The organism is Mesorhizobium sp. M7A.F.Ce.TU.012.03.2.1, assembly GCF_004006095.1.
In the GTDB taxonomy this organism is placed as follows: domain Bacteria; phylum Pseudomonadota; class Alphaproteobacteria; order Rhizobiales; family Rhizobiaceae; genus Mesorhizobium.
On sequence record NZ_CP034779.1, the window covers coordinates 3,172,010 to 3,195,056 of the forward strand.

Genomic DNA, 23,047 nt, shown 5'->3' on the forward strand with positions numbered 1-23,047 from the left:
CTATCGACGCCGGTCAGCCAGCCTCGCGCGTCCTGAACCACTGCACCAAAAAGTCGACGAAGACGCGGACTTTCGCCGGCAGATAGCGGCGGTGCGGGTAGACGGCGAAGATGCCGCCGCCCGACAGGATACGGTCATCCATCACCGCCACCAGCCGGCCGCTCGCGAGGTCGGGCGCGGCGATGAAATCCGGCAGGACGGTAAATCCGAGGCCCGCCACGGCCGCGGCTCTCGCCGTCATCGGGCTGTTGACCTCGACCGGACCGGACACCGAAACGCTCACCGGATCGCCATTGTCGCCCTTGAACGGCCAGTTGTTCAGTCCGCGGCCATTGGTGTCGACGATGCAAGGCATGCGGCTGAGATCCTGCGGCCTTGTCGGCATGCCATGCCTGGCGATCAGTTCGGGGGAGGCGCAGAGCTTTATCGAAAACGGCGCCAGCCGCCTGGCGATCAGCGACGAGTTCTCCAGCCGCGAGATGCGCACCGCAAGATCGAAGCCCTCCTCGACCAGATCGACGAAGCGGTCGTCGAGCTGGATGTCGAGCACGATGTCGGGATGCTGCTTGGCGAAGTCGATCAGCGACTGGCCGATCGGCGCGTCGGCGAAGGTGCGCGGCGCCGACAGCTTGATCCGGCCGCGCACGTCGCCGGAGGATTCACGCACCGCGTCGGCCAGGCTGTCGACCTCGCGCACGATCTCCGAGGCGCGCCGGTAATAGGTATGGCCGGCCTCGGTCATCGAGAACTGGCGCGTGGTGCGGTTGAGCAGCAAAGCGCCGAGTTCGTCCTCCAGCTCGCGCACATATTTCGACAGCAAGGCCTTGGAACGGCCGATCTTGCGCGCCGCCGCCGAAAAGCCCTCGGCCTCGACCACGTCGATGAAGGCACGCATGCGCGTCAGTGTGTCCATGGTCAGGCCTTTCGTGCCGCGTCGAGAAGTTTCCGACCGAGCCGTATCAGGGCAATGTCGCTGCCGGAAGGGCCAAGCAGCGACAGGCCGAACGGGGCGCCGGCGACCGAGCCGACGGGCAGCGTGATCTGTGGAAAACCAGACAGGCCGGCCAGGCACAGAAGTTGGAGCGCCCGTTCGCGATAGGCCTGGAACTGCTCCGGCGTGCTGTCCACGTAAGGCGCCGGACCAGGCACGGTCGGCAGGACAAGGAAGCCGTTCCTGCCGAGCAGGGCGTTCAGTTCGCCGCGAAAGGTCAGACGTCGCACCTTCTCGGCCTGGGCTGTCCTGTCATCGACGGCACGGCCAAAGCCGAAACGCTCCTCGACACCGGGGCCGAGGCCGCGCTCGCCGCTGGTGATCCATTCGCCATGCACCGCCCAGGCCTCCCTGGCCTGCAGCCGGCGAAAGCACCAATAGAGTTCATCGGGAGATGAGGAGAAGCGGATTGCCGGCGTCGCCGGCACGCCGAAGACCGCGCCCGCCAGCCCCTTCATTTCACCATATTCGGCCAGCGCCGGGCGGGCGACCAATCCATCCAGCCAATCCAGCGCCAGCGGCCGGTCCAACACGTGCTGGTGCGGATCGCGGCCGAGCAGCAGCTTGCCGACGGTCTCGTAGGTCTCGATGTCGTCGGCGAACCAGCCGAACGTGTCGAGGCTCGGCGCCAGCTTCATCGTGCCGTCGAGCGGAATGCGGCCATGCGTGGTGCGCAGCCCGATCAGTCCGCAAAAGCTCGCCGGGGCGCGGATCGAGCCGCCGGTGTCTGAGCCGGTGGCGATATCGGCCAGCCTGCCCGCCACCGCCGCCGCCGACCCCGATGAGGAGCCGCCGGTGACGCGGTCGGGTGCCGCCGGGTTCACCGGAAACGAGAAATGCGCATTCTGGCCGAACAGCGCGAAGGCAAGCTCGTCGGTCTGCGTCTTGCCGACGAAGCGTGCGCCGGCATCGAGGATCATCTGCACGGCGGGTGCGGTGCGCGAGGCCGCGTGGCTTTCGGCGAATTTTTGCAAATTGCCGCAACCGGTGCGGTAGCCGGCGACGTCGTAGATGTCCTTGACGGCCAGCCGCAGGCCGGCCAGCGGGCCTAGCTGGGCATGTGCCACCGGCATCCGGCGAAGATCGAGAAAGGCGTTGAGAGGGCCGTGCGTGCCTGTCATCGTTCGATATCCGGATACGGTTGCCGCAACATTGTTCGGCGCCAGAAATTTTACAACCTGCGATACGATTTTTATTGATTGTGAAAGTCTTCGCCCTTATATCGCGCTTGCCCAAAGTCGCACGTGCCTGTGGGTGTCCGCCGATCCTCGAATGGTGAGGGAAATCGGTAAGGTAACTGGAGCCAACCCCTCCAGTCGGTCTAGCGGCCAACCGCCAGCCCGAGGACACCTTGAAGCAACGACGGTGCGGGCCTTTCTGGTGTTCTGCCGGTTGTCCAAAAACCGGGGTTACTGAAGAGGCACACCTTCATTGCCGGCAGTGCGGACGGGTCTCCCATCCAAGCCAAGGCAGACAAAGCGAACCGAGGCCGGGCAAGGCCAAGGTTCACCGCCGCGAGACGGCGCTTCATGGTTCCGGGGTCTCCACCGGCTGGTTCCATGGATATCCGTCCCGCCTTTGTCCACCGCGTGTTCGCGAGGCTGACAGCCCGCGTCCCGCAGCCTTATTGCGCGCCGAAAGGCGCTGATGGAGAGACCCCGATGGCCACCCAGCGCATCCTTGACTTCCTCGCCACCCGACGTCCGTCCGGCCCCTGCCTCGTCGTCGACCTCGATGTCGTGCGCGACAATTTCCGCGCCTTCGAGAAGGCGCTGCCCGATTCCAAGATCTACTATGCGGTGAAAGCAAACCCGGCACCGGAAATCCTGCGCCTGCTTGCTGCGATGGGCTCGTCCTTCGACACCGCTTCCGTTGCCGAAGTCGAGATGGCGATGGACGCCGGCGCGCCGGCGGACCGCATCTCCTTCGGCAACACCATCAAGAAGGAGCGTGACATCGCACGCGCCTACCAGCTCGGCATCCGCCTGTTCGCCGTCGATTGCGTCGAAGAGGTCGAGAAGATCGCCCGCGTCGCTCCAGGCGCGCGCGTGTTCTGCCGCGTGCTGACCGATGGCGAGGGCGCCGAATGGCCGCTGTCGCGCAAGTTCGGCTGCGTGCCGGCGATGGCCGTCGACGTGCTGCGCCATGCCAAGGGGCTCGGCCTCGACGCTTATGGCGTGTCGTTCCATGTCGGCTCGCAGCAGACCGACCTGACCGCCTGGGACCGTGCGCTGGCCGACGCCAAGGTGGTGTTCGCGACGCTCGCCGAGGAAGGCATCGTCTTGAAGATGGTCAATATGGGCGGTGGTTTCCCGACGCGCTATCTGCGTGACGTGCCAGCCGCCCAGGCCTATGGCCAGGCGATCTTCTCGGCGCTACGCAAGCATTTCGGCAATGCGCTTCCCGAGACCATCATCGAGCCGGGCCGTGGCATGGTCGGCAATGCCGGCGTCATCAAGTCGGAAGTCGTGCTGATCTCGAAGAAAGCGGCCAATGACAATGTGCGCTGGGTGTTCCTCGACATCGGCAAGTTCGGCGGTCTTGCCGAGACGATGGACGAGGCGATCCGCTACCCGATCGTCACCGCGCATGACGGCACGGAGACCGCACCTTGCGTGCTCGCCGGCCCGACCTGCGATTCGGCCGACGTGATGTACGAGAAGACGCCCTATCCGCTGCCTTTGTCGCTGACCATCGGCGACGAGGTGCTGATCGAAGGCACCGGCGCCTACACGACCACCTACTCGGCGGTCGCCTTCAACGGCTTCGAGCCTCTCCGATCCTACGTGATCTGACGGCGCTTCCTCAGCGCATTTTCGGACGGCGAACCGGACACAACTTCGCCTGAAAATGCGCTGAGAGAGCCGATCAGATCATCCCCGGTGGGCGCGTGTTGTCCACCCGGGCTCGCCTGTGGAACAGATCTCCGCTCGCCAGGGATTGCGGAAATGGAAATGTCAGTTGAAATGGAAATGCCAGTTGAAATTGGGGGCCACGCACCGGCCTCTGTGATGGTCGCCGAAACCGCCGCCGATGTTGCGGCGCGCGAGGCGTTGCTCGATCGGGCCATGGGGCCGAAGCGCAGGAAAAAGTCGTCGGAGAAGCTGCGGCGTGGCCGGCGGCCCTCGGAAGGCCTGGCCTTCGTCGCCCGCGATGCTTCGGGCGGCGTGGCCGGCACCGTGCGGCTGTGGGATGTCAGGCTGGGCGAGGGCGGTGCGGCCGTGCTGCTGCTTGGCCCGCTTGCCGTCGACCCGTCGCTCAAGAATGCTGGCATCGGCTCGGCGCTGATGCGCCATGCCATCGCCGAAGCGGCGCGTCTCGGCCATGCCGCTATCCTTTTGGTCGGCGATGCGCCCTATTACGCGCGCTTCGGCTTCTCGGCCGAGAAGACCGGTTCACTTGCCATGCCAGGACCCTATGAGCGGCATCGCCTGCTGGCGCTGGAACTGGTGGAAGGCGCGCTTGACGGCGTGCACGGCACGCTGAAGGCGGCCGGCCGCAAGCTGAAGGCGCTGGAACTGATATCGGCGGCCTGACACGAAGCCGGCAGCATTTCATAAAAAAAAACGCCGCCCGAAAAGGCGGCGTTTTTGCGCTTGGTGGGTGCCGCTTGGGCGGCTGGATGCCTTCAGCCGATCAGCTGGCTGAGCGCCATGGCGACGTTCATGTCGCCTTCGACCTTTATCTTGCCGGTCATGAACGCCATTGTCGGGTTCAGGTCGCCAGCGATCAGCGAATCCAGATCGTCGAGCGAGAGCTTGATGGTGCAGTCGGTGGGTGCATCGGTGTTCGAGACGGTTGCGCCGTCGATGACGATGACGCCGTCGCTGCCGGTGTCGAATTTCACGGAACGATCGAACCCGCTGCTGGCCACGCGCGACTTGATCTTCTCGGCAATCTCCTGAACGCTCACGCTGTTCTCCTTGTCTGGTTGCATCTGTCTCGCAACGGCGCTTCGATCCAGCCGAAGCCCATGCCGCGGTTTCGCGATCACGGTCGCTGCCGCATATAGCTTTGGGTTGACGTTTACGTCAACGCGAATTCGGGCGGTTGGTTCCTGCCGTCGCGGCAGGTGAGCCCCGATGAGGCCGGGACTCCGAGCCGGGGCAACTCAGTGTTCCTTGAACGCCTTGGTCATTTCGCTCGCCGTCTCGCTTTTCTTGCGGCGCAGCCAGTTGTCGCGGATTTCGTCCTTCGACAGGAAATTGACCTGGTCGATCAGAACCTCATGCACCAAGGGCGCGCCGACACGCGCGTTGACGGTATCGCGGATTGCGGCGCGGAAGGCATCGAGATCGATGGTCGCCTTGTTGGTGAAGTCGATCTGCGGATTGGAATAGAGGTAGGAATAGACCTGGTCGGTGATCAGCGCTTCGGCCGGAATGGACAGCTTCTTTATCTGCTCGGGTTCGACGGTGTAGACGAGCTTGGTCAGGAAATAGCCGCCGATCTCAGAATCGCGGATCAGCGGCACCGAAATAATGTCGGTCTTGACGTAGTCGAGACCGCCCAGCATCGGCTTCGGCGTTTCGCCGACACCGCGCTCGCCGGCCGCCTGAAACGAATAGAATACTGCGCCGAGAGTTGCTGCGCAGATCCAGACGGCGATGGCGATGACCTTGATCATCGGCTCTTGTCAGTCCCTTGATCAGTCCCTTGTGAAGGCGACGCGGCACTGCGCCGTTGCTTCGGCAGTATCTCCCAAGTGTCGCTCGTGTTCGGCATCATGCCTTCATCCAGCCGAACTCGCCGGCGGAGTAGGTGCCGTCGGTCTCGGCGCGCTGGATGGCGTGCCGCAGCAGGCTGGCGACTTCGTTGACCGCGCTGAGATGCGCCAGGATCGCCGCTTCGTTCTTCGCCAGCTTCTGGCGCAGCCGGGTCAGGCCCTCGCGGTGCTGTTCGAGGAATTCGGCTTCGCTGCCGCCCTTCATGGCGCGCGTCAACTCGTAGAGGTAGCGGCTCTTGCGGGCGTTCGATGCCTTGAGATCATAGTTGGTCGCGTTGCGGATGCCGGCGGTCTCTTCCTCGACCACTTCCTCGATGCGACCGATGATGGCGGCGAGGTTGCCGGGCCGCGCGAACGGGATCGGCGATTCCGACGCGGTCGTGCGTGCTGGCAGATTGGGGGTGGATTCTGAAAAGTCGGCCATGGCGTTTCCCAGTCTAGATCTTGATGTTTGTTTTTATGGTCGTCTCGTCACCGGTCATCGACCCCGCAGCCTTGCGCTGCAATTGGTGAACCAGCGAGGTCGACAGGCTGTTTTGCTGGTCGATCTCGGTCTTTTCCAACCCGCCCGAGACCGGACCGACCGGAACCACGCGCTTGCCTTCGAGATAGTGGTCGGCAAGCATCGACTTGGCGATGCCGATGCCGCCGCGTTCGGCCATCACGTCGGCCACCCGCTCGGCAAGCTGCGATTTCCACATGTCGCCAGCCAGGCCCTTGCCGTAGACGCCCTCGGTATCCTTTGGCAGCATGTTCTGGATGAAGGTCTGCAGCACCATCGCCTCGAACTTCTTGAATTTGTTGGCCGGGTCGGTTGCAGCGGCGGCCTTGTCGGCGGTGGCGCGCGACAGGATCGAGCCGGCATCGACCGAAGCGGCGGTGTCGAGTGAAAACGTGCCCGCAGCGCCGCCGGCCCGCTTTGCCAGCGCGGCGCGGGCGGTCTCGATATCCGCCGGGTCGGCGGCTCGGGCCACATCCATAACGATGTCGCTGGGTGGAGAAATCGCCAAGAAAGTCCGCCTTTTACCGGTTTTCCTTAGCCAGACCATGCCTCAACAAGCTTGTGGCAGGCTTGCGGGAAGGAGAGGGAGCGGAGTGCGCGGATCGGATCGAAGCTGCCGGCTTCGCGCCATCGGGCAGATTTTTCCATCGTCGCCTTTGGCCGGAAGCTGACGATCAGCTTGGCACCCACGAGCTTGCTTCGATGGTCCGCCGAGGGTGGGATTTTCGCCTCAGCTTCACTCCTTGACCGCCCCCGTCATCGAGGAGACGTAGTGCTCGACAAAGAAGGAATAGAGCACCACCACCGGCAGGGAGCCGATCAGCGCGCCTGCCATCAGGGCTCCCCATTCATAGACGTCCGAACGCACGAGTTCGGTAAGCACGCCGACCGGCACGGTCTTGTTTTCGGACGACTGGATAAAAGTCAAAGCGTAGATGAATTCGTTCCATGACAAGGTGAAAGCGAAGATGCCGGCGGAAATCAGGCCAGGCACCGACAGCGGCAGAACTATCTTGGTCAGGATTTGCCAGCGGCTCGCGCCGTCGATCAGCGCGCATTCTTCCAGTTCGAAGGGTATCGAGCGGAAGTAGCCCATCAAGAGCCACGTGCAGAATGGAATGAGGAAGGTCGGATAGGTGAGGATCAGCGCGAACGGCGTATCGTAAAGCCCGAGGTTGAACACCATTACCGACAAGGGAATGAACAGTATCGAGGGCGGCACGAGATAGGCCAGGAAGATCGCCAAGCCGACCTGCCGCGCCCCGGAAAACCTCAAGCGCTCGATCGCATAGGCAGCGAACACCGCCGCCAGCAGCGACAGGAAAGTTGAGGCGGTCGAGATGATGATCGTGTTGAGAAGCCAGCCCGGATAGGATGTGTCGAAGAGCAGATACCGAATATGCTCGAGTGTCGGATTGACGACCCAGAACGGATTGAAATTGGCATAATCCGTCATCTCGAGATTGGGTTTCACCGCCGTGATCGTCATCCAGTAGAACGGGAACAGCAGCACGATGACGAAGATCAGGAGCGGCAGATAAACGGTGACCACGCGCCGGGGCAGGCTCTGGAGATAGCCCATGCCGCCTTCATCCGTGTTCGGACGATTGTTCGTTTCGATCGCGGCCATGTCAGTCTCCACCGCCCTGCTGCCATTTACGACGTTGCAGCCCGAAATAGCTGAAAAGGATCGCCGCTAGCAGGAACGGGATCATCGCCACCGCGATCGCGGCTCCTTCGCCAAGCTGGCCGCCGGAAATGCCGCGCTGGAACGAGAGCGTCGCCATCAGATGGGTGGCATTCACCGGCCCGCCGCGGGTCAGCACATAGATCAGCTGGAAATCGGTGAAGGTGAACAGGACCGAAAAGGTCATGGTGATGGCGATGATCGGCGTCAGCAGCGGCAGCGTCACATAACGGAACAACTGCCAACGGCTGGCGCCGTCGAGCGTCGCGGCCTCGTAAAGCGATTGGGGAATCGTCTGCAGGCCGGCCAGCAGCGTGATGGCCACGAAAGGAATGCCGCGCCAGACATTGGCAGCGATCACCGAGGCGCGCGCGTTCTCCGGATCGCCAAGGAAATTGATGCGGTGATCGATCAGTCCCATTTCCATGAGAGCCCACGACAGGATGGAGAACTGCGAATCGTAGATCCACCAGAAGGCGATGGCCGAGAGCACCGTCGGCACCACCCACGGCAGCAGGACAATCGCGCGGAAGAACGATTTGAAGGGAAGGTTCTGGTTGAGGATGAGCGCCAGCCAGAGGCCGAGCGCGAATTTCAGGATCGAGGCGCTGATCGTGTAGAGCAAGGTGTTGAAGACGGAGAGCCAGAAGACGGCGTCGCTCCACAGATATTCATAGTTTTCGACGCCGATGAAGATGCCGGGGCGGCCGATGCGGGCATCGGTGAAGCCGAGCCAGACGCCGAGCCCCAGCGGATAGGTCAGGAAGACAAGCAGCAGTGCAGCCGCCGGAAGCATGAAGCCGAAGCCAAGTGCGTTCCGGCTTTCGCTCCAGCGCGACAGAATCCGTGAGAAGATCGAAGGTCGCGGCTGGATAGCAGCTGACGGCACGGCCATGGGTTGGCTCCTGCTGAGGTCTCATTGATAGGCCGGATCGGCCGCGACGCAATCCGAAGCCAGCCGGGCAGCCGCGCTGCCCGGCTGAGCCGGCTCAAACGCGATAATAGCGATTTGCCCGCTTCTCGGCCTCTTCCATTGCCTCTTGCGGCGTGGCCTGGCCGGTCACCGCTTTGGCGAACATGTCGACCAGCACGTAGTCGGCCATGGTTGCCGCCGAGGCATAGCCGAGCGGCCCGGCATAGCCGTTAGGCCGCAGAGTAGCCGAAGCCTTGGCGTAAGCGGCGTTGTTGGGATCGGCAGTCCACACGGGGTTGTTGTCGAATGCCTTCAGTGTCTGGCAGCAATATCCGGCCGAGGAGGTGATCCAGTCCTTCATTTGCGGTTCCTCGAACATGAACTGCAAATACGCCTTAGCCGCGTTAGGGTAGGGCGTGTAATTGAAGATGACAGCCGTGGTCACCTGGAACAATTCGACGGATTTGCCGACAGGACCGATGGGCAGGTTGGTCGTGCGTATGTCCTTGGCGATTTCAGCCAGCTTTGGATCTTTGTCCTTGTTGATCTTGGCCGTGTTGTAGGCAGAAATTCCATTGGCGATCACCCCCAGTTCGCCGGCCAGGAAGGCGCGGTTGTTGTTGACGTCGAGCCAGCTTTCGGTGCCTGGAATGAAGGTCTTGTAGAGTTCCTGCGCGTATTCGATCGCCTTGAGGGTCTCGGGGCTGTTGATCGTTACCTTGCCACTCTCGTCGACCATCTGGCCGCCATGGCTCCACAGCAGCCAATGAGCATAGTTGTTGCCGTCGCCGACGCCATGGCCATGCGTGAAGCCGGCAGGATGGCCCTTCGCTTGCAAGGCCTTGCAAAGTTCCAGGAAGCCTTTCGTGTCCTTGGGAAACTCCGAAAAGCCGGCCTCTTTCACCCAGCTTTCCCGATAGACGATGGCATTGCCGATCGTGGCCAGGGGCAGGCCGACGAACTTCCCGTCGCGTGTCGCATATTGCTTAGGTCCCTCGTGCCAGCCGCCATATTTCGAGCCGAGATACTCGCCCAGTTCGCTCACGTCGTGCAGCTTGTCGGGATATTGGTGCGGGTCATCGAACCAGACGAACATCAGGTCGGGGCCGGACCCGACATTCGCTGCGACCGCCGCCTTGGGACGAATGTCCTCCCAGCTTTCCTTGTCGACGCGAACCTCGACACCTGTCGCCTCGGTGAAGCGTTTGGTGTTGGCCAGCCATTGGTCCTCATCGCCCTGGACGAAGGGCGACCAGCGCAGCAGTCTAAGCTTGGCGCCATCCTCGGGTTTGTATTTCAGTCCGTCCTGGGCAAGGGCCGGAGAGCTGATGAACCGACTTCCCAAGGCACCCGCCGCCGCGCCGGCGGTGGTGCGGATCACGTCGCGTCTGGTGAACTTCATGCTCGTTTCCTCCTGTTGTTGTCCTTGCCTGTGGTCCTACTGATCGATACGTGTCTGGAATCTCTGTCCGGTTTCTGCGTGAAAGAGATGGATAAGGCTGGGCTCGGCCGTAAGCCGGATGGTTTCGCCCGGCGTAAAGGAATGTCGTTCCCGGAAATTCGCGACGATCTCTTCGCCGCCGGCTGTCCGGCCGATGAGCTGCACTTCGGACCCGGTTGGTTCAACCACCGCGACGGTGACCGGAATGCCCTGGTCGTCGGACAGCCGCAAATGCTCGGGCCTTATTCCCAGCACCACAGGCTCGCCATTGCGGATGGAAAGTGCCGAGGCCAACGGGACCGAAATCCCCCCGGCGCCGCGGAACGAGGGTGAGCCGTCGGTAGCGATCTCGCCCCTCAGCAAATTCATGGCCGGCGAGCCGATAAAGCTGGCGACAAAAAGATTGTTCGGCCGGTCATAGAGTTCCAGCGGCGGCCCTATCTGCTCGACGATGCCGTCATGCATGACCACGATCTTGTCAGCCATGGTCATGGCTTCGATCTGATCGTGAGTGACGTAGACTGTCGTGGTCTTGAGGCGCTGGTGCAGTTCCTTGATCTCGGCGCGCATCTGCACCCTGAGTTTGGCGTCGAGATTGGACAGCGGTTCGTCGAAGAGAAAGACCGCCGGATCACGAACGATCGCGCGGCCCATTGCGACGCGCTGGCGTTGGCCGCCGGAAAGCTGCCGAGGATAGCGAGCCAGCAACGGCACCAGCCCAAGGATTTCGGCCGCGCGGCGCACGCCGGCATCGCTCTCCGGCTTGGAAACTCCTTTGAGCATCAGCGAGAACGCCATGTTCTCGGCAACGGTCATGTGTGGGTAGAGCGCATAGTTCTGGAAGACCATGGCGACGTCGCGCTCCTTGGGCGCAACGTTGTTGACGACACGTTCGCCAATCGCGATCTGGCCGCGTGAAATCTTTTCCAGGCCGGCGATCATTCTGAGGAGGGTTGATTTTCCGCAGCCCGACGGTCCGACCAGAGTGACGAACTCGCCGTCCTCGATGTTCACGCTGACCCCGTGCAGGATCTCGACAGCGCCGAATGATTTATAAACTTCGCCAATTGCGACAGACGCCATCGATCCTCCCAACAAATTCCCGCGACGTCGTCGAAGGAACAACGCTTCCGCTAGCGACAGCCCTGGCTCCTCCCAGGCTCACGCTAGGCCGAAACGGTAGCGCTACCAAACCGGGCTGTAAAGCGTTTACGGGAAAGCCGAACCTTGGAGGGTCCGCTTCGCGCCACGCAATCCTCCCAGCTACTCCTGCGTCCGCTTCTGCGTGATCAGGTCCAGCCGCTCGCGGTCGGAGCGTTCGCGTTCGTCGCGGTTGCGTACGTCCTTGTAGGCGCGCTCGACCATATTGGTGCGGGCGGTCGCCGCGGCGATGAGGCTGGCTTCCTGCCTGGCGCTCGCCAGGTTCGCTTCCTGGCGCACGACCGCCTGGGCAATGCGGCGATGGTAGAGATCGGGAAACAGGGCGGAGAGCGAATCGTCCTGGTCGAAATGGCCGACCAGTTCCCTGGCTTCGGCCTCGGCGGCACTGGCCGCCGCAAGGAAGGTGGCGTGGCGGGTTTCGTGCAGCGCCTTCAGCTGTTCCTGAACCTTGACCAGCTTCTTGAGGCGGTCCTTGCGCGTGCTCATTTCTATCTCGCCAATGTCAGATCGACGAAGCCGTCGACGAACAGCGACAGCATGGTGCCGACGGCGAAATAGAAGATGATCATGCCGCCGGCGATGATGAAGGGCTGGGAGATGAAATAGATCGGGATCTGCGGCGTCAGCTTGTTGACGAAGCCGATCGTCAGATTGACGAGAATAGCATAGGCGACGAACGGGCTGCCGAGGCGGATGACCAGGAAGAAGGTGTCCGACACCGTGTCGGTGACATCGACGAGGGCGGCCTGCGGGTTGAAGAAGACGTTGACCGGCGCGACCGTGTAGGAGGAAACCAGCGCGCGTATTATCTCGTGGTCGAAATCGAAGACAAACAGCATCAACAGCGCCGAGAACGAGATGATTGCGGCAAGGGCTGCCTGGGGTTCGGGTTCCTCGATCGCCGGTCCGCCGGTGCCGCCATAGCCGACCAGCATGGCGATGGCCGAGCCCATGAAGCGCAGGGCTTCCATGTAGAGCCTGGTCATGGCGCCGATCAGGCCGCCGACCAGAAGTTCCGAGATGATCATCGGCACCAGGATTTGCGGGCGCGGGTCGACGAAAGGAAAGATCTTGTCCCACAGGAAGGCGAGCAGGCCGCCGGTGGCGGCGACCGCCACGAACAACCTGACCTGGACCGGGACGCGGGCGCTGGAGAGGCCCGGCATCAGCATGAAACAGGCGCCGATGCGGCAGAAGGCGAGGAACGCCGCGATGACGACGCCTTGCGACAGCACGCTCACGATATGGTTCCGAGCACCTTGATCTCGACGCCCTTGGCGATTTCGACATGGCTGAGCACCGGCAGTGTGGTGAACAGGCGCTCGATAATCATGCGCACATAGGGGCGGGCGTCGGGCGCGGTGACGAGGACGAAACGCTCGCCGGCTTCCAGATATTTCTTGATCGCCTTGGTGGCGTCCTGGCCGAACTCCTCGAGCTGGCGCGGGTCGATGTCGAATTCGCGCACCTCGCCCTTGGCGTCGCGCTTGAGGCTCTGGTGGAAGGCGAGGTCCCAGCGATTGCCGAGGCGCAGCACCTTCAGCACGCCGCCCTCGGACAGGTCGCCGCATATCTGCTGGGCCATGCGGATGCGGACATGCTCGACAATCTGCTCGGTGCGGCGCACATGCGGCGCGATCTCGGCGATCGCCTCGATGATCAGGTGCAGATTGCGGATCGAGACGCGCTCGGCCAGCAGCAGCTTCAACACCGCCTGCAGGCCGGGATAGGAGATGTGCGTGGTGCAGATCTCGTCGGCGAGCTTGCGGTATTCCTGGTCCTGGCGTTCGAGCAGCGCCTTCATGTCCTTGTAGGACAGAAGCTGCGGCAGGTTGTTGCGGATGACCTCGGAGAGATGGGTGAGCAGCACCGACATGTTGTCGGCGAAGGTGTAGTTCTCGCGCTTCAGATCCTCGGCGAAGGCTTCGACCACGGAATAGGCGCGCATGCCGAAGGCCGGCTCGCGGATTTCCTCGCCCGGTATCTCGGGTATGTCGCGGTTGCCGAGCAGCACCATGATCTCGCCGACGCGCATCTGGTACTCGGCCACCACGGTGCCGTGCACCTTGATCTGGTAGCTCTTCGGCGGGATGGCGAAATCGTCGGCGACGCGCACTTCCGGCACGACGAAGCCGTACTGGGTGGCGAATTTCTTGCGCATCTTGCCCATGCGGAAAACCAGTTCCTGATGCGACGTCAGCAGCCTTGTCGACAGCTGCTTGCCGATCAAAAGCTCGATCTCGGCGGTGGCGAGCGAAGCCTTGACCGAGTTCTTCTCCTCTTCGACCTTGGTCGCCTTTTCCTGATCCTTGATCGCCTCGGCTTCGGCGACGGCGCGGTTGGCGCGCATCGGGATGACGTAGCCGAGACCGGCCATGCCGGCGGCGAGCGCAAAGAACGGGAACAGCGGCAGGCCGGGCATCAGGCCGAGCAGGACCAGCAGCGATGCCGCGACATAGAGGGCGCGCGGGTGGGCACCGAGCTGGCCGAACACCGCCTGGTTGGTCGAGCCGCGGGTGCCGCCCTTGGAGACGAGCAGGCCGGCGGCGAGCGACACGATCAGTGCCGGGATCTGGGTGACGAGGCCGTCGCCGACCGACAGCTTGATGAACACGTCGGCGGCTTCGCCCATGCCCATGCCGTGCCTGATGTAGCCGATGGCGATGCCGCCGACGATGTTGATGGCGGTGATGATGAGGCCGGCGATGGCGTCGCCGCGCACGAACTTCGAGGCGCCGTCCATCGAGCCGAAGAAGGAGCTCTCTTCTTCCAGTTCGCGGCGGCGCAGCTGCGCGGTCTTGTCGTCGATCATGCCGGCGGACAGGTCGGCGTCGATCGACATCTGCTTGCCGGGGATGGCGTCGAGGGTGAAGCGCGCGCCGACTTCGGCGATACGCGTGGCGCCCTTGGTGATGACGATGAAGTTCACCACGATGAGGATCATGAAAACGATGAGGCCGATGACGAAGTCGCTGGCCATCACCAGCTTGGAGAAGCCGGCGATGACGTAGCCGGCCGCGTGCGTGCCCTCATTGCCATGCGCCAGGATCATGCGCGTGGTGGCGATGTTGAGCGACAGCCTGAGCATGGTGGCGATGAGCAGCACGGTCGGGAACGACGAGAAATCGAGCGGCCGCTGGATCCACAGCGCCACCATCAGGATCAGCACCGAAAGCGCGATCGAGAAGGCGAGGCCGATGTCGATGAGAAAGGCCGGAATCGGCAGGAACAGCACGGCCAGGATGATGACGATGCCGATGGCGAAAAAGACGTCGCGGCCGTTCTTGGCCACCGCGCCGGGCTGAATGCTTTCGCTGATCGCCATACCGTCCTCAAACCCCATAGACTGCCGAGCGCGCGACAGCCCTGTGAGGGTAGCCCGCCAAGCTTGCGCGAGGGTGGGAGACTGGCTAGTTCCAACGATCATGCGCAGGTCGCCGTGTCGGCCGGCCTCCTGAAGAAGGCAAACCCCATGCTTCTGATCATCGGCACCATCCGCTTGCCGCCAAACAAATTTGAGGAAGCCAAGCCCGCAATGGAACGCATGGTTTCCGGCAGCCGAGCCGAGCCCGGCTGTCTCGAATATTCCTATGCGCAGGATGTCTTCGATGCCGGGCTCATCCGGGTCACGGAAGTCTGGAGCGACAGGGCGGCGCTCGACGCGCATTTCGCCTCGCCGCACATTGCGGACTGGCGTGCGAGCTGGGCGGCGCTTGGCATAGGTGAGCGCAACCTCGTGCTCTATGAAGCCGGCGAGCCCATGCCGACCTGAACTGTCCATCGGCGATCGATATCGCGCTGTCGCCAACAGGGTGTCTGTCGGCATTGTGGTTGCCATGCCGTGCCGCCGGGCGTATCAGGCTGGCTTTCCACTGCCTTTCGATATCGGCGAGCCGCCCCGGTGCTTTCCAGAAACCACAGCGAAGTCTATGCCCGCCGGCTGCGCGCGGTGCTGATCAGGTCGTTGCCCCTGCTCGAGGCACGCGGCATCGTGGTGGTCATCCTCGCCGGTGTCGTAGGCGTAATGGCTGGCATATTGGTCACGGCGATGAGCCAGATCGTGCAGGACCTGCACGGGCTGCTGTTCGGCGTTCAGCCAGGCGGCCGGCTTTCCGGCATGTTCTCGCTCGCCAATCCGATGCAGGCGCTGGTACCGGCGATCGGCGGCATGCTGCTGGGGCTGACGGTGGTCTGGCTCAGGATACGGAAATTCCGCACGCCGATCGACCCGATCGAAGCCAATGCGCTCTATGGCGGGCGCATGTCGCTGACCGACACCTTCATCATCGCCGGCCAGACGATGATCTCCAGCGGTTTTGGCGCCTCGGTCGGGCTGGAAGCCGGCTATACGCAGGTTGGCTCCGGGCTGGCATCGCGGCTGGCGGGCATCTTCAGGCTGCGCCGCAACGATGTCCGCATCCTGGTCGGCTGTGGTGCTGCCGGCGCCATTGCCGCCGCCTTCGATGCACCGCTGACCGGCGCCTTCTACGGCTTCGAACTGGTCATCGGCATCTACTCGGTCGCCAATGTCGCGCCAGTCTTGACAGCGGCGATCTGCGCCTCGCTGACCGCCGAAATGTTCGGCGGCGTGCCGTTTCCGCTCGAGCTTTCGGGCCTGCCGGCGCTCACCGCCAGCCAGTATGTGCCGTTCCTGCTGCTCGGCCTGCTCGGCGGTGCCGCCTCGATCGCCATCATGCATCTGGTGACACTGATCGAGCGCGGTTTTGCCAGGCTGTCGATCGATGCGGCGCTGCGCCCGGTCATCGGCGGCGTCATCGTTGGCTTGTTGGGGCTGATCACGCCGCAGGTCCTGTCCAGCGGCCATGGCGCGCTGCATCGCGAATTCTCGATGAATTACGGGCTGGCCGTGGTGGCCAGCGTCTTCGTGCTCAAGCTGGCGGCGTCGGCGGTCTCGCTGGGGTCGGGTTTTCGCGGCGGATTGTTCTTTGCCTCGCTGTTCCTCGGCGCGCTGCTCGGCAAGGCGTTCGCGGATGTGATGCTTGTTATTTCTCCGGCAACCGGCATCGACCCTGCCGTCGCCGCCGTCGTCGGCATGACGTCGCTCGCCGTCGGTGTCGTCGGCGGTCCGCTGACGATGACCTTCCTGGCGCTGGAATCGACCCGCGACCTGACGCTGACCGGCGTTGTGCTGGCCGCCTCGATCATGTCGGCGATCCTGGTGCGCGAAACCTTCGGCTACTCGTTCTCGACATGGCGCTTCCATCTGCGCGGCGAGACCATCCGCAGCGCCCACGATGTTGGCTGGATGCGCAGCCTCACAGTCGGCTCGATGATGCGCAAGGACATCAAGACCATCTATGCCTCGACGACGCTGGCAGCCTTCCGCAAGCAAGTGCCGCTCGGCTCTGCCCAGCGGGTCATCGCCGTCGACGCGGGCGACCACTATGTCGGCGTGCTGATCGTGGCCGAACTGCACAGCGATCCTTCCGATGGCGAGGTGCCGGTGCGCGATCTTGCCAAATACAAGGACGCGGTGCTGGTGCCGAGCATGAACGTGCAGGCCGCCGCGGAAACATTCCAGCGGGCGGGCGCCGAAGAACTCGCTGTCGTCGAGGATTTCACCGACCTCATCGTCTTGGGGCTTTTGACCGAAGGCCATCTGATGCGGCGCTATGCCGAGGAACTCGACAAGGCGCGCCGCGACCTGTCGGGCGAGGGGTGACGGGAAGGCCAAGCGGGGTGCCTGCGGCAGGGGGCGCGATTGCGGAGCCCTAATGCTCGATCGGCCCCTTGGCCATCACGAGAGCCGTGCCGGCGGTGGTCGGGCGTTCGATCATGCGCCGCACGCGGGGCGGTTCGTCGCCGCTGTGCAGGGCCCGCACGCGTTCGCCGATGACGGCGTCGGCATGGGTTATGCGTCCATTGTGCCTGATATATTCGATCCAGGTCGGCGTGTGATAATGCTCGATCCATACGGTGGGATTCTCGAGATCGCGCGCCAGCGTCCAGTTGCGGGCGCCGTCACGACGGCGGATGCGGCCGCGTTCGGCCATGATGGCGAGGAACTCCGGTTCATCCTCGTGCCGGATCACATACTCGATCATGATGGCGATGGGACCGCTGCGCGGCTTCAGGTCAAGCGCCAAATGCGGTTCCTTGAAGCGATTGAGCGGATCGAGGTTGAGCACCTGCTGTTGCGGTAGCGGGAGCAAAAGACCGATGGCGCCGCCGGCCAGCATGGCGACGCTGGCTGCGATCAGCGCGGCTTCGGCGCCGTGCGCATCGGCGACGACACCCCAGATCCAGCTGCCGAGCGCGATGCCGCCGAAGGTCGCGGTCTGGTAGACCGACAGCACCCGGCCGACCACCCAGCGCGGCGTCGCCATCTGCACCGTGACGTTGAAATGCGAAAGCGCGATCACCCAGCAGGCGCCGCCGACAAGCAGGCCGAGCGACGTCTGCCAGGCATGCTGGCTGACGGCGGCATTGAAGGCGCAGACAGCGAAGCCGGCGAAAGCACAGCGCACCATCGTCTCGCTGGAGAGCAACTGCCGCAGCCTGACGCTGATCAAGGCGCCGCCGACCGCGCCGATACCAAAGGCGCCGAGCATGATGCCATAGGTCAGCGCATCGCCCTTGACGACATCACGCGCCACCAGAGGCAGCAACGCAAGCACAGCGCCTGCACTGAAGCCGAACGCAGCGCCCCTGACCAGCACCTTGCCGATGTTGGGCGACATGGCGACATAGCGCAGGCCGGCGCCCATGGCGGCCCCCAGCGATTCGCGCGGCAAGGTCGATACCGGCACGTCCGGCTTCCAGCGCGCCAGCACGACGATCAGGCCGATATAGCTCACCGCGTTCGCCGCGAAGGCGGCCGCCGCACCGGCCGCGGCGACGATGATGCCGCCGATCGCCGGACCGACGCTGCGCGTCAGGTTAAAGCCCATCGAATTGAGGGCGACGGCCGCCGGCACCTTGTTGCGGGGAACGATATCGCCGACGGAGGCTTGCCATGACGGGCTGTTGAGCGCGGTGCCGCTGTCAATCAGGAAGGTGAAGGCAAGCAGCGTCCATGGCGTGATCAGGCCTGAATAGGTGAACAGGGTCAGAAGCACCGACACCACCAGCATGAAGGTCTGGGCGACAAGCATCACCTTGCGCCGGTCGAAACTGTCGGCGATGGCGCCGGCTACGAGTGCAAACAGCATGATCGGCAAGGTGGTCGAAGCCTGGACCAGGGCCACCTGATAGGGCGAGGTGGCGATCGTGGTCATCATCCAGGCGGCGCCGACACCCTGGATCAAGCCACCGAAATTCGAGACGAGGCTTGCGCCCCACACGGCGCGGAAAATGCCGTGCCGGAAGGGCGCCAGCGCCGAGACGCTCTCGCTGTCCGGCTTTTCGTCAATCATTTGGGGTTCCTGCCATGTCGTGCCTGCTCGTCAGACAATCGGTTTGCGCAGACCGTTTGCCGAAAGTAGGGCATGGCGCCGCAAAGGGCAAAAAAGCGCATGGTCCAACAATGGGATAGAGGCGGTCCAGGCCTTGTCCGCCGTGGGTCCGGAGGTGCCGCGGGGATCGGCGGCGTCTGTCCTCAGACAATTGCGAACGGCATGCCGCGGCACACCATCCTGGAACAGGCTCAGAAGCCGTTCTGGATGCGCTCGAAGATGACGTTGGTGAAGGCCGATATCTGGCTGCCGATGAAGGGGCCGGTCAACGCCACCACCAGCATGATCGCGACGATCTTCGGCACGAAGGTCAAGGTGATCTCCTGTACCTGCGTCAGCGCCTGGATGAGGGCGATGCCGATGCCGACCGCCATGGCGACCAGCACCACCGGAGCGGACGCGACGAGCACCGTCCACACCGCGTACTGGACGATGTCGAGAGCGTCGGCCTCATTCATGGGACTGGCTCTCTGCCGAAAGCGTCAGCTTGCTGCCTTGACCGAGACTCCCGGACCGACCGCGACTTCGGTGCCGTTCTGCAGCACGGCGATGAGACCGTTGCTGGCGAGGCGCACCGAAGCCACGGTGCCCGTGGTCAGGCCGTCGGCGGAGGTGATCGAGCGCCCGATCAGTGCGTCGGCCTGCGACAGCGCCGAGGACTGCATGATCTGATTGAGCTTGGTGTTGGTCTGCACAGACTGCTCGACCTGAGAGAAGGTGGCGAGCTGGGCGACATATTGCGTCGAATCCATCGGCTTGGTCGGATCCTGGTTCTTCATCTCGGCGATCAGAAGCTTCAGGAAGGACTGGTAGTCGACCGCTGTCTTCGAGGTCGACGCCGTGGCCTGATTGGCGCCTGTCGGAATCGTCGTCGTCATGTCCACGTTCATCAGTATCGTGCTCCCACGGCCAGCGGGCGCTCGGCACCCAAAACATCGTCATTACCACCCAGCGCGCGGCGTTCGAGCGGATAAAGCGCGCGGATCGCCTTCAGCGCCTCGTAGATATGATCCTCGCCGACCATGCGGTCGATCTGTTTCAGCGCGCTGCAGATCTGGGTGTCCTCGAAGCTTGCCAGAAGCAGCGGCAGCGAACGGCGGAACATGTCGCGCGCGGCGGCGGCGCCGGCCGGGTTCATCAGCATGACCTGCAGGATGAAATAAAGCTGCTTGAGCGGCGTCGAGGCATCGTCGGCCTGGATCACGTGGCTTTCGAGCAGGAACTGGACGTCGTTCATCAATTCGACGGTGACCTTGCGGTCGACCCGGATGACGGCGCCGTTGATGTAGATCTTTTCGTTCGGCTTCAGCGATATCTTCAGCGTGTTGGTCATTGAATGCCGTCCCTGATGATCTGGGACACCTCGATCAACCCTTCGAAATTGTTGGTGCGGCCCTGACGGATGTCCTCCGCCTCGCGCAGCAGCCACAGGCCGATGGAAATGAGATTGGCGCGCAGTTCCTTGGGCAGGGCGTTGTCGCTGGAGCCAAGATCCTCGACGAAGGCGGTCCAGACGCGGTTGGTGAAGTGAAGCGCCTCGATCGCCTCCATCGAATCGTGGCCGGCCGCTGCTGCCGCCGCCAGCATGTCGATCGAGCGGGTCAGAAGCTCCCGCTCGCGGTCCTTCGCGTCGGCAACGGAGTTGCTCTGGATGTCGGCGTAGGAGAATTGGTACATCGTTGGGGCTCTACCGTTCCGTTAAGCGTTGTCAGGTCAGGTAATTCAACAGGCTGAGCTGCTGCAGGCGTGCGGTCAACGCGAAAGACGTTTCGATGTGCTGTGTCAGGTCCGCGACCCGTGTCGCGGCTGCCGCCGGATCGACGGCTTCCAGATCGAGAATGTGCCGTTCGAAAAGGTCGACCTGCGTTTTCATCCGATCGTTGGCATCGGAAACCCGCTTCTGGACGATGCCGGTCTCGGATTGAAGCTGGCCAATGCCGCTCAGCGCTTCGCCAACCAATGTGGTGGAGCGGCTGACAACCGTATTCTTCGCCGCCTGGCTGATGTTGCTGGACATCAGGCTGCTGACCATGGCTGCGGCCATGGCGAGTTTCTGAATGCCATCGCTGTTGGCGCTGGTCGAAGTCGGTGTGGTTTCGTTGAGTGCGATGCGGCTGACGATCTGCTGGTCGGTGGCGTTCGACCAGTCGCCCTGCCAACCCGCGCCCGTGAACAGCGGCGCGACATCGTTGGTGATGAAATCGTCCATCTGGGCGGCCGTGATGTTGGCCGCTGCCGGGTCGTCCTGGGTGAAACCGAAATTGGTGAGGAAAGCGGTATCGAATGCAGCCTTGGCGGGAGAGCCGGCAGCCGTGAAATCGTTGATCGGCTTGACGTCGGTGTTGGTGCCGGCAAACAGATATTCACCATTGACGCTGGTGTTGAGGATCGAGGTCAGCTGCTGGATGGTCGCCTTGCCGGAGTCCCGGGTGAGGCTGTTGGACGAGTCGCTTGAGGAAGCGGTGGTCAGGGCGGACAGGAAGGTCTGAGCGGCGCCGGAGAGCTGGCCAAGCGAGGTCTGTGTCGAGGAAAGCCTCGCGCCGACTAGGCCGTTGGAATCGATAATGACGTTGAGCCGGTCGAGATCGCGCGAGAAGGTGACGGACTGGGCGGTGCGCCCTCCGAGAGCCAGCCCGACATCGGCGACCCTGCCGGTCGACGCTTCCTTCGTGGCTTTGACGAGTTCGGCCTGCATGCGCATCTGCTGGGAGCGCATGGCATTGGAGATTGCGGCCGAGGAGACTGAAGTCATGGAATTATCCCACCGCGTTAAGCAAGGCCGTCAGCATGTCGTCGACGGTTTTCATCATCCGGGCCGATGCCTGGTAGGTGTGTTCGAGGTCGAGCAGCAACGACATTTCCTGGTCGACATTGACCCCGGTCGCGTTGGACAGCGCTTCGGCGCTGCGCGATGCCAGTGCTTCCTTGGCATCGGAGGCGGTCGAAGCCTGCTGGCGCACGCCCTCGAACCAGCCGATCGAACTGGCGGCGTAGTCGGATACGCTGGAGGTTGCCGAAACGCCGGCGGCGGGGTCGAAAGTCATCGGCTGGTCGAGCCGGTCGCCATAGGCGACCAGAAGGGTGGAATAGGACGCGCCGCCGCCGGTGTTGGCGACATAGGCCGCACCATTGGCGCCGCCGTCGCGCAGCAGCGTCGGGTTGCCGCCGGTGCTCGGGTCCATCGCCGCATTGACGCTGATGGACGCGGCAAGGCCGGTGACCAGCGTGTCGGCGGCCGGCACGGCCGGCGCTCCCGACCAGGTGAACAGGCCGGCGGCATTGGCCATCGAGGGTGCGGTCTCGGCAAAAGCGGTGATCAGGCCACGCGCGGTCTCGTCGAGCTGGCTCTGCATGGTCGAGGCGACGCCGTCGCGCAATTGCAGCAGGCCGGCAAGCGTGCCGCTGGCGCTGGTGTTGCCGCCGGCTCCCGCCGAGATCGGCACGTTGTCGATGTAAACGGCATTGCCGGCGGCACCCGCGGTATAGCCTGCCGACGCCGCGAAGGTGACCGTGCGCGGTATCGTCTCGAACAAAGTCGTGCCGTCGCCGGTGGTGATGACCATGTCATTGTCGCCTCGTGTGAAGGTCGACACTGGGACATAGTTCGAAATCTTCTTCAAAAGCGCGTCGCGCTGGTCGAGCGCATCGGAAACGTCGGTGCCGGAACGGGTTCCGGACATGACCGCCGTGTTGGCATCCTGGAACTGGCTGAGCAGCGAGTTCAGGTCATCGACGGCGGTGGCGATCTGGCCGTCGGTCTGGGTGCGGAAATCCTGGACTGCCTTGGAGCCCTCGTTGAGCGAGCGCACGACCTGTTTGGCGGCGTCGATGACCGAGGCGCCGAGGTTCTGGTTCGACGGCGAGGTGGCGTAGAGCTGCAGCGCCTGCTGCAGGTTGGCGATCGCGGTCGAGGGCGAGGACGCATTGTCGACGCCATTGACCGCGACGCCCAGCTGATCCATGCCGCTGTAGAGCGCGTTCTGCCCGCTCCAAGCCGATAGCGCGCCGAGATTCTGGCGAAACAAAAGCTCGTTGGCTGCGCGCTGGATATCGACCGAACGCGCGCCCGGCGCCGTGCTGGTGACGACGGCCTGGCGCCGCGAATAGTCCGGGTTGGAGGCGTCGGCGACGTTGCGCGAGACAACGCTTGTCTGTCGCGCGGTGTTCATAAGCGCCGACTGGGCGATACTCAATGCGGTAGACAGTGACAT

At 63.4% G+C, this 23,047-nt stretch carries 25 protein-coding genes; 4 read left to right on the forward strand and 21 right to left on the reverse strand.

Annotated elements, in window-relative coordinates:
• Positions 1 to 13: 13 nt before the first annotated feature.
• Both EJ079_RS15310 and EJ079_RS15315 read right to left on the reverse strand, forming a co-directional pair.
• Positions 14 to 913 (reverse strand): LysR family transcriptional regulator, encoded by a 900-nt coding sequence (locus EJ079_RS15310; protein WP_127272432.1) that lies wholly within the window; start codon positions 911 to 913, stop codon positions 14 to 16.
• A 2-nt stretch (positions 914 to 915) separates the two neighbouring features.
• The gene (locus tag EJ079_RS15315; protein ID WP_127809407.1) at positions 916 to 2,112 is read right to left on the reverse strand and encodes an amidase; all 1,197 of its coding nucleotides are present in this window, start codon (positions 2,110 to 2,112) and stop codon (positions 916 to 918) included.
• 540 nt (positions 2,113 to 2,652) lie between these two features.
• Here EJ079_RS15315 and odc2 point away from each other — a divergent pair.
• Both odc2 and EJ079_RS15325 read left to right on the forward strand, forming a co-directional pair.
• Positions 2,653 to 3,786: an ornithine/lysine decarboxylase gene (gene odc2 / locus EJ079_RS15320; protein WP_027038225.1), complete on the forward strand. Its 1,134-nt coding sequence runs from the start codon at positions 2,653 to 2,655 to the stop codon at positions 3,784 to 3,786.
• Between the two features lie 171 nt (positions 3,787 to 3,957).
• Positions 3,958 to 4,527 (forward strand): N-acetyltransferase, encoded by a 570-nt coding sequence (locus EJ079_RS15325; protein ID WP_127809408.1) that lies wholly within the window; start codon positions 3,958 to 3,960, stop codon positions 4,525 to 4,527.
• 92 nt (positions 4,528 to 4,619) lie between these two features.
• Here the strand turns inward: EJ079_RS15325 and EJ079_RS15330 are convergent, their stop codons facing one another.
• From EJ079_RS15330 to flhA, 12 genes are all read right to left on the reverse strand, one after another.
• The gene (locus tag EJ079_RS15330; protein WP_127809409.1) at positions 4,620 to 4,904 is read right to left on the reverse strand and encodes an SCP2 sterol-binding domain-containing protein; all 285 of its coding nucleotides are present in this window, start codon (positions 4,902 to 4,904) and stop codon (positions 4,620 to 4,622) included.
• Positions 4,905 to 5,102: 198 nt separating this feature from the next.
• Complete coding sequence (locus tag EJ079_RS15335) at positions 5,103 to 5,618, reverse strand: hypothetical protein (RefSeq protein WP_127270032.1); 516 nt, start codon at positions 5,616 to 5,618, stop codon at positions 5,103 to 5,105.
• Between the two features lie 97 nt (positions 5,619 to 5,715).
• A complete protein-coding gene (locus tag EJ079_RS15340; RefSeq protein ID WP_127809410.1) occupies positions 5,716 to 6,141 on the reverse strand; it encodes a hypothetical protein in 426 nt (141 codons plus the stop codon).
• Between the two features lie 13 nt (positions 6,142 to 6,154).
• Entirely contained in the window at positions 6,155 to 6,766 is a 612-nt protein-coding gene (locus EJ079_RS15345) for a rod-binding protein (RefSeq protein WP_164748967.1), read from the reverse strand.
• Positions 6,754 to 6,909 carry a hypothetical protein gene (locus tag EJ079_RS33310; protein ID WP_164748966.1) on the reverse strand — a complete coding sequence of 52 codons (156 nt, stop codon included), beginning with the start codon at positions 6,907 to 6,909 and terminating at the stop codon, positions 6,754 to 6,756. Before EJ079_RS33310 ends, EJ079_RS15345 begins: the two co-directional genes overlap by 13 nt.
• Before the next feature lie 46 nt (positions 6,910 to 6,955).
• Positions 6,956 to 7,849, reverse strand: a complete 894-nt coding sequence (locus EJ079_RS15350; protein WP_127271704.1) for a carbohydrate ABC transporter permease — start codon at positions 7,847 to 7,849, stop codon at positions 6,956 to 6,958.
• Position 7,850: 1 nt separating this feature from the next.
• Positions 7,851 to 8,801 carry a sugar ABC transporter permease gene (locus EJ079_RS15355; RefSeq protein ID WP_127271702.1) on the reverse strand — a complete coding sequence of 317 codons (951 nt, stop codon included), beginning with the start codon at positions 8,799 to 8,801 and terminating at the stop codon, positions 7,851 to 7,853.
• A 94-nt stretch (positions 8,802 to 8,895) separates the two neighbouring features.
• A complete protein-coding gene (locus EJ079_RS15360; protein ID WP_027038230.1) occupies positions 8,896 to 10,221 on the reverse strand; it encodes an ABC transporter substrate-binding protein in 1,326 nt (441 codons plus the stop codon).
• 36 nt (positions 10,222 to 10,257) lie between these two features.
• Positions 10,258 to 11,343, reverse strand: a complete 1,086-nt coding sequence (gene ugpC / locus EJ079_RS15365) for a sn-glycerol-3-phosphate ABC transporter ATP-binding protein UgpC (protein ID WP_127271287.1) — start codon at positions 11,341 to 11,343, stop codon at positions 10,258 to 10,260.
• Between the two features lie 180 nt (positions 11,344 to 11,523).
• The gene (locus EJ079_RS15370) at positions 11,524 to 11,907 is read right to left on the reverse strand and encodes a hypothetical protein (protein WP_127396337.1); all 384 of its coding nucleotides are present in this window, start codon (positions 11,905 to 11,907) and stop codon (positions 11,524 to 11,526) included.
• A gap of 2 nt (positions 11,908 to 11,909) precedes the next feature.
• Positions 11,910 to 12,662 carry a flagellar biosynthetic protein FliR gene (gene fliR / locus EJ079_RS15375; RefSeq protein WP_023810025.1) on the reverse strand — a complete coding sequence of 251 codons (753 nt, stop codon included), beginning with the start codon at positions 12,660 to 12,662 and terminating at the stop codon, positions 11,910 to 11,912.
• Entirely contained in the window at positions 12,659 to 14,746 is a 2,088-nt protein-coding gene (gene flhA / locus EJ079_RS15380) for a flagellar biosynthesis protein FlhA (RefSeq protein WP_127809411.1), read from the reverse strand. Before flhA ends, fliR begins: the two co-directional genes overlap by 4 nt.
• A gap of 147 nt (positions 14,747 to 14,893) precedes the next feature.
• On the opposite strand from flhA, the gene EJ079_RS15385 reads away from it, so the two are divergent.
• The gene (locus EJ079_RS15385; RefSeq protein WP_127809412.1) at positions 14,894 to 15,193 is read left to right on the forward strand and encodes a putative quinol monooxygenase; all 300 of its coding nucleotides are present in this window, start codon (positions 14,894 to 14,896) and stop codon (positions 15,191 to 15,193) included.
• A gap of 129 nt (positions 15,194 to 15,322) precedes the next feature.
• Positions 15,323 to 17,104: a chloride channel protein gene (locus tag EJ079_RS15390; RefSeq protein WP_127809413.1), complete on the forward strand. Its 1,782-nt coding sequence runs from the start codon at positions 15,323 to 15,325 to the stop codon at positions 17,102 to 17,104.
• A 49-nt stretch (positions 17,105 to 17,153) separates the two neighbouring features.
• Here EJ079_RS15390 and EJ079_RS15395 read toward each other — a convergent pair whose 3' ends face one another.
• The 7 genes from EJ079_RS15395 to flgK form a co-directional block, all read right to left on the reverse strand.
• The gene (locus EJ079_RS15395; protein WP_127809414.1) at positions 17,154 to 18,797 is read right to left on the reverse strand and encodes an MFS transporter; all 1,644 of its coding nucleotides are present in this window, start codon (positions 18,795 to 18,797) and stop codon (positions 17,154 to 17,156) included.
• Between the two features lie 230 nt (positions 18,798 to 19,027).
• The gene (gene fliQ, locus EJ079_RS15400; RefSeq protein WP_023810020.1) at positions 19,028 to 19,294 is read right to left on the reverse strand and encodes a flagellar biosynthesis protein FliQ; all 267 of its coding nucleotides are present in this window, start codon (positions 19,292 to 19,294) and stop codon (positions 19,028 to 19,030) included.
• 24 nt (positions 19,295 to 19,318) lie between these two features.
• A complete protein-coding gene (flgD, locus tag EJ079_RS15405; RefSeq protein ID WP_013529774.1) occupies positions 19,319 to 19,726 on the reverse strand; it encodes a flagellar hook assembly protein FlgD in 408 nt (135 codons plus the stop codon).
• Positions 19,726 to 20,169: a flagellar biosynthesis repressor FlbT gene (gene flbT / locus EJ079_RS15410; protein WP_027038236.1), complete on the reverse strand. Its 444-nt coding sequence runs from the start codon at positions 20,167 to 20,169 to the stop codon at positions 19,726 to 19,728. Before flbT ends, flgD begins: the two co-directional genes overlap by 1 nt.
• Positions 20,166 to 20,513, reverse strand: coding sequence for a flagellar biosynthesis regulator FlaF (gene flaF / locus EJ079_RS15415; RefSeq protein WP_023810018.1), 348 nt, complete (start codon positions 20,511 to 20,513; stop codon positions 20,166 to 20,168). The genes flbT and flaF overlap by 4 nt, the downstream gene beginning before the upstream one ends.
• A 31-nt stretch (positions 20,514 to 20,544) precedes the next feature.
• Positions 20,545 to 21,588 (reverse strand): flagellar hook-associated family protein, encoded by a 1,044-nt coding sequence (locus EJ079_RS15420; protein ID WP_127269451.1) that lies wholly within the window; start codon positions 21,586 to 21,588, stop codon positions 20,545 to 20,547.
• A gap of 4 nt (positions 21,589 to 21,592) precedes the next feature.
• A complete protein-coding gene (gene flgK, locus EJ079_RS15425; protein WP_127809415.1) occupies positions 21,593 to 23,047 on the reverse strand; it encodes a flagellar hook-associated protein FlgK in 1,455 nt (484 codons plus the stop codon).

Bases quoted from the DNA above. Each gene is read 5' to 3' on its own strand.
- EJ079_RS15315 (WP_127809407.1), bottom strand. From the start codon at position 2,112: ATGACAGGCACGCACGGCCCTCTCAACGCCTTTCTCGATCTTCGCCGG.
- EJ079_RS15310 (WP_127272432.1), bottom strand. From the start codon at position 913: ATGGACACACTGACGCGCATGCGTGCCTTCATCGACGTGGTCGAGGCC.
- flgD (WP_013529774.1), bottom strand. From the start codon at position 19,726: ATGAACGTGGACATGACGACGACGATTCCGACAGGCGCCAATCAGGCC.
- EJ079_RS15385 (WP_127809412.1), top strand. From the start codon at position 14,894: ATGCTTCTGATCATCGGCACCATCCGCTTGCCGCCAAACAAATTTGAG.
- EJ079_RS15325 (WP_127809408.1), top strand. From the start codon at position 3,958: ATGGAAATGCCAGTTGAAATTGGGGGCCACGCACCGGCCTCTGTGATG.
- EJ079_RS15420 (WP_127269451.1), bottom strand. From the start codon at position 21,588: ATGACTTCAGTCTCCTCGGCCGCAATCTCCAATGCCATGCGCTCCCAG.
- EJ079_RS15335 (WP_127270032.1), bottom strand. From the start codon at position 5,618: ATGATCAAGGTCATCGCCATCGCCGTCTGGATCTGCGCAGCAACTCTC.
- EJ079_RS15395 (WP_127809414.1), bottom strand. From the start codon at position 18,797: ATGATTGACGAAAAGCCGGACAGCGAGAGCGTCTCGGCGCTGGCGCCC.
- flgK (WP_127809415.1), bottom strand. From the start codon at position 23,047: ATGTCACTGTCTACCGCATTGAGTATCGCCCAGTCGGCGCTTATGAAC.
- flaF (WP_023810018.1), bottom strand. From the start codon at position 20,513: ATGTACCAATTCTCCTACGCCGACATCCAGAGCAACTCCGTTGCCGAC.
- EJ079_RS15350 (WP_127271704.1), bottom strand. From the start codon at position 7,849: ATGGCCGCGATCGAAACGAACAATCGTCCGAACACGGATGAAGGCGGC.
- EJ079_RS15340 (WP_127809410.1), bottom strand. From the start codon at position 6,141: ATGGCCGACTTTTCAGAATCCACCCCCAATCTGCCAGCACGCACGACC.
- flbT (WP_027038236.1), bottom strand. From the start codon at position 20,169: ATGACCAACACGCTGAAGATATCGCTGAAGCCGAACGAAAAGATCTAC.
- EJ079_RS15360 (WP_027038230.1), bottom strand. From the start codon at position 10,221: ATGAAGTTCACCAGACGCGACGTGATCCGCACCACCGCCGGCGCGGCG.
- EJ079_RS15345 (WP_164748967.1), bottom strand. From the start codon at position 6,766: ATGGTCTGGCTAAGGAAAACCGGTAAAAGGCGGACTTTCTTGGCGATT.
- fliQ (WP_023810020.1), bottom strand. From the start codon at position 19,294: ATGAATGAGGCCGACGCTCTCGACATCGTCCAGTACGCGGTGTGGACG.
- EJ079_RS15370 (WP_127396337.1), bottom strand. From the start codon at position 11,907: ATGAGCACGCGCAAGGACCGCCTCAAGAAGCTGGTCAAGGTTCAGGAA.
- ugpC (WP_127271287.1), bottom strand. From the start codon at position 11,343: ATGGCGTCTGTCGCAATTGGCGAAGTTTATAAATCATTCGGCGCTGTC.
- flhA (WP_127809411.1), bottom strand. From the start codon at position 14,746: ATGGCGATCAGCGAAAGCATTCAGCCCGGCGCGGTGGCCAAGAACGGC.
- EJ079_RS15355 (WP_127271702.1), bottom strand. From the start codon at position 8,801: ATGGCCGTGCCGTCAGCTGCTATCCAGCCGCGACCTTCGATCTTCTCA.
- odc2 (WP_027038225.1), top strand. From the start codon at position 2,653: ATGGCCACCCAGCGCATCCTTGACTTCCTCGCCACCCGACGTCCGTCC.